3 protein-coding genes are annotated in these 4,239 nt (G+C 47.7%); all 3 read left to right on the top strand.

The window, feature by feature from the left end; genetic code table 11:
- Positions 1-144: 144 nt before the first annotated feature.
- Positions 145-1,635 carry a RagB/SusD family nutrient uptake outer membrane protein gene (locus tag JX312_RS09770; protein WP_204457858.1) on the top strand — a complete coding sequence of 497 codons (1,491 nt, stop codon included), beginning with the start codon at positions 145-147 and terminating at the stop codon, positions 1,633-1,635.
- A 17-nt stretch (positions 1,636-1,652) separates the two neighbouring features.
- Positions 1,653-3,323, top strand: coding sequence for a sialidase family protein (locus tag JX312_RS09765; protein WP_239653883.1), 1,671 nt, complete (start codon positions 1,653-1,655; stop codon positions 3,321-3,323).
- A 90-nt stretch (positions 3,324-3,413) separates the two neighbouring features.
- Complete coding sequence (locus JX312_RS09760; RefSeq protein WP_128707405.1) at positions 3,414-4,088, top strand: D-lyxose/D-mannose family sugar isomerase; 675 nt, start codon at positions 3,414-3,416, stop codon at positions 4,086-4,088.
- Positions 4,089-4,239: the final 151 nt, after the last annotated feature.

Genomic DNA, 4,239 nt, shown 5'->3' with positions numbered 1-4,239 from the left:
CTCCATTATTATACCAACGTAATAGGAATGTCGCCTGAGGTGGGAACCACTGACTCTTATTCGGGTACCAACAACTATCCCCCGATCAGAAAGTTCTCCTTCAGTGTGAAAGTATCATTCTAATTGCCATTTAAAAGAATAATTATGAAAACGAGAATAATTTCAGGCGCGCTTCTGATATGCGCAACATGCGGTCTTACCGCGTGTCACGATGATTTGAATGTTACGCAGCCAAGTCAGCTTACTTCCCGTTCTATGTGGAACGAGGAAAGTGATGCCGAGACGGCAGTCAACGGACTCTATACTCTTCTTCGTTCAACAATGGCAGATGGTATGGTGGTCTGGGGAGAACTGAGATCAAATCTGTATAAATCAGGTAATGTCAATGACGCGTTCTTCAACAGAGTGGGAACGAATGTTATCATGATGGACGATGCGGGCACGAACTGGAACAGCCTTTATCAGACTGTAAATGCCGCAAACCTTATATTGCGACATGTGCCGGACATTACGTTTGTCAAGTCGACAGATCGTGATGAGGCTCTTGCCAATGCGTATTTTGTACGTGCATTGTGTTATTATTATATAGCAAGAACCTGGGGTGACGCTCCTCTTCTTACCAGAGGTTTTGAGTCAGAACGCCAGGAAGATATGTATCCGACACGCACACCTGTGGCACAGCTGTTTGCTCTTATAGAGTCCGACATAACTGAGGCTTTGCGACTCATGCCTCCGGGAAAGAAACTGCATCAGGCGTCACCTGCGGCTATCAATATGCTTAAGGCGGATTATTATCTTTGGAAAGCTTCTCGTCTTGGAGGCGGTCGTGACAGTTTTGCCACAGCTCTTGCCGCCGCGAATGATGTGATCGGAGCGGGATATGAACTGTTGCCGAAATGGGCGGATATTTTCAGAACCGACAATGAGAACAACAACGANTTCATACTTACTTTCCCCTTTACTGTGGGTGAGAATGTAACGGCAGGTTCTTCTCCCAATTCATATTCCTATTATCTTGCTCCGCGTAACGATGCGACCCGTCTTGAAGCAAACGGCTTCGGTCCGGATTATGTGCCGACCGGATCTCATGCGCAGTATGTTGTTGTCACAGACGAGTACCGTGATTTCCTTCTGAGCGCTCCTGATGATGTCAGAGGGGCGGCAAGTCTCAGAATATACACAGAACCGTTTATTACCCAGTCGGTACTTGTAGACAGAATCATAATCAAGTTCAAAGGGTCGTGGGAAAGCAATACCCGTGTCTTTGACAATGACATGCCGCTTTATCGTCTGGCAGAGGCATATCTGCTCAAGGCGGAAGCTGCAAACGGGATGGATGACATCGCAACGGCAACAGCCGCTTTGAATGAGGTGGCAAAGCGTGCACGCGGCATTGACGAGTATTATAAGAATCTCGACAAACGCGGCGTGACAGAGGGAATCATAAACGAGTCAAAGATGGAGTTTGTTGCAGAAGGGAAGATGTGGTGGCTGTATCTGCGCACAAACACTGAGTTTGAACTGATTTCCACACTTGTGGGTCGAGAGGGCGAGAAAAACGTCACTCTATGGCCGGTGGCGAATGTCTGCATAACTACAAATCCAAGAATAGAGCAGACGGAAGGTTATAAATAAACAGAAGCTTCTAAATAATGGGAAAGATCCGTAAAAAAACGCTGTTGGTCACACTGTGGTCTGTAATCTCTCTGGCGGTGCCTCCGGGCTCCGCCGAGGGAACCACGGTAGAGATGCTGGCACTTGACGTTCCGGTGCTGTCACATAAGGAATATAGTCCGGTTTTGCATTTTCGTGTTGTCGGCAATGGTGACAAACCATGGTATTTGAATGAAATAAAGGTTTCACTGAAGGGGTCGTCCCTTCCGGGAAATGGAGTGAGGTCGGCCTCTCTCTTTACCGGTACAAAAAAAGATCAGTATGGCAGAAAAGACCCCGGTAGCATGCTGTCGGTAGCGCAGCCTGCGGGCAGGACAATACACTTCAGGCCAGGATATAAGGCGATGTCAGATACTATTGAGTGCTGGGTGACTGTGAATCTTGATAAATCAGCATTTTCTCCGAAAGCGAAGCTCGTTGTGTCAGCATTGGAGGTAAAAGCCTCAGACGGAATGGCAATACCAGTGAATTTCGTTCCAGTTATAAGACGAATCGGCGTGGCTGTGCGCAACCCCGGTCAGGATGGCATACACACTTCGCGTATCCCGGGGTTGGAAACGACCTCAAAGGGAACTCTTATTGCCTTGTATGATGCCCGCAATGAAAGAGATGATGACCTGCAGGGGGATATTGACATAGTGATCAACCGTTCCACCGACGGCGGACGCACATGGGGACCGGTGATAAAATCAATAGACATGGGCGAATATGGCGGACTTCCGGAACGTTACAATGGTGTAAGCGATGGCTCCGTGCTGTATGATCCTAAAGAGGACGTGGTATATGCAACAGGTTTGTGGATGCATGGAATCCTTGACCCAAAAGATGGCAAGTGGGTGGAGAATCTGACAGATACATCTACCGTATGGAACCACCAATGGAGGTCGTGCGGCTCACAACCCGGATATGACATAAAGAGGAGTTCACAGTTTCTCATTTCAAAGAGCCATGACGACGGGCAGACATGGAGCGAGCCTGTGAATATCACGCGTCAAGTGAAAGATAGTGTACATTGGCTGCTTGCTCCGGCTCCTGGCAGAGGTATTGTGATGAAAGACGGAACTCTTGTTTTTCCGGCGGAGGGCAGAGACAGCACAGGCGGGGCCTATTCCACCATAATATATTCCCGCGACCAGGGAAAGACATGGACTTGCGGTGCTCCCGCCACGTTCAATACCAATGAATGCCAGGTGGTGGAACTGTCTGACGGTTCTCTGATGCTTAATGCGCGCCATAGGGCTAACCGTAGGCTAAAGACCGGTAACGGTCGTGCCATTGCTGTGACAAAAGACATGGGCAAGACCTGGACGGAGCATCAGACTTCAAGAAAAGCACTTGTGGAACCGGCATGTCAAGGATCCTTGTATCGCCATGACTACAAGCGGAACGGTACTGAAAAGCATGTGTTGCTTTTCTCCAATCCTTCTGATACAGACCGTCGAATCAGGCACACTATAAAAGTGAGTTTCGATGACGGGGAAACATGGCCGGAGGAATACTGGATGCTGCTCGACGGAGAATGGGGAGCCGGCTACTCCTGCATGACTTCCATAGACAACGAGACAATAGGTATATTCTATGAAGGAAGTCAGGCTGACATTCAGTTCCAGGCTATTCCTCTGGCTGATCTTCTTAAAGACAGGTATTGAAGTGATTTCAACCAGCTTCTGAAATTCTTTCAGCTTCATACACTGCTTGTGATTGTGGATTTCAAAAACCTTAACAATAGATTATAAATTATGAAACGTAGTGAAATAAACAAAAATATAGCTGAGGCGAAGGCTCTTATGGCGAAACTTAATTTTCATCTTCCGCAGTGGGTTTACTGGACTCCTGAAGATTGGAAATCAAAAGGCAAGGAATGCGATGAGATACGCGATTGTTCTCTCGGCTGGGATCTTACGGATTTCGGCTGGGGAGATTTCGACAACATAGGTTTGACGCTGATAACCATCCGTAACGGTAAACATGGTGACGGGCGTTATCCTAAACCATATTGCGAGAAAATCATGGTGGTAAAGGAGAATCAGGTTACACCCGAACATTTCCATTGGCTAAAGACTGAAGACATCATAAATCGAGGCGGAGGCACTTTGTGCATGAAACTCTGGATGGCGGACCGAGAGACCGAACAGCCTACGGACAAGGAGATCGAGGTTTCGATTGATGGTGTTAAAACGCGTGTAGCTCCCGGAGAGACAATCAGGATCGAACCTGGTCACAGCATTACTTATGTGCCCTATCTATATCATAAATTCTGGGGTGAGGGAGGAGATTGCCTTGTGGGTGAGGTTTCCACTACCAATGACGATGCTGCCGACAACCGTTTCCTTGTTCCCAAGGGGAGGTTTCCAAGGATCGAAGAAGACGAGGCTCCTGAGCATCTGTTATGTACTGAATATCCCGAGGCATGATGGAGGTGACAAAAGAAACTCTTTCCGGATTACGTCATGAGGATTTCAGATCGGAATTCGATGGATGTTCTACCAGACTCTATGTGTTGCGTAATGAGACAGGAATGGAGGTGTGTCTTACCAATCTTGGAGGAATCGTATTGTCTGTCAT

This window comes from Barnesiella sp. CU968, from assembly GCF_905219685.1.
Lineage (GTDB): Bacteria > Bacteroidota > Bacteroidia > Bacteroidales > Muribaculaceae > Lepagella > Lepagella muris_A.
The sequence above is the reverse complement of the archived record's forward strand: the minus strand, read 5'-3'. Positions and strand labels throughout refer to the sequence as shown.

Excerpts from the sequence above, each read along its gene's own strand:
- JX312_RS09760 (WP_128707405.1), top strand. The coding sequence starts at position 3,414 with ATGAAACGTAGTGAAATAAACAAAAATATAGCTGAGGCGAAGGCTCTT.
- JX312_RS09765 (WP_239653883.1), top strand. The coding sequence starts at position 1,653 with ATGGGAAAGATCCGTAAAAAAACGCTGTTGGTCACACTGTGGTCTGTA.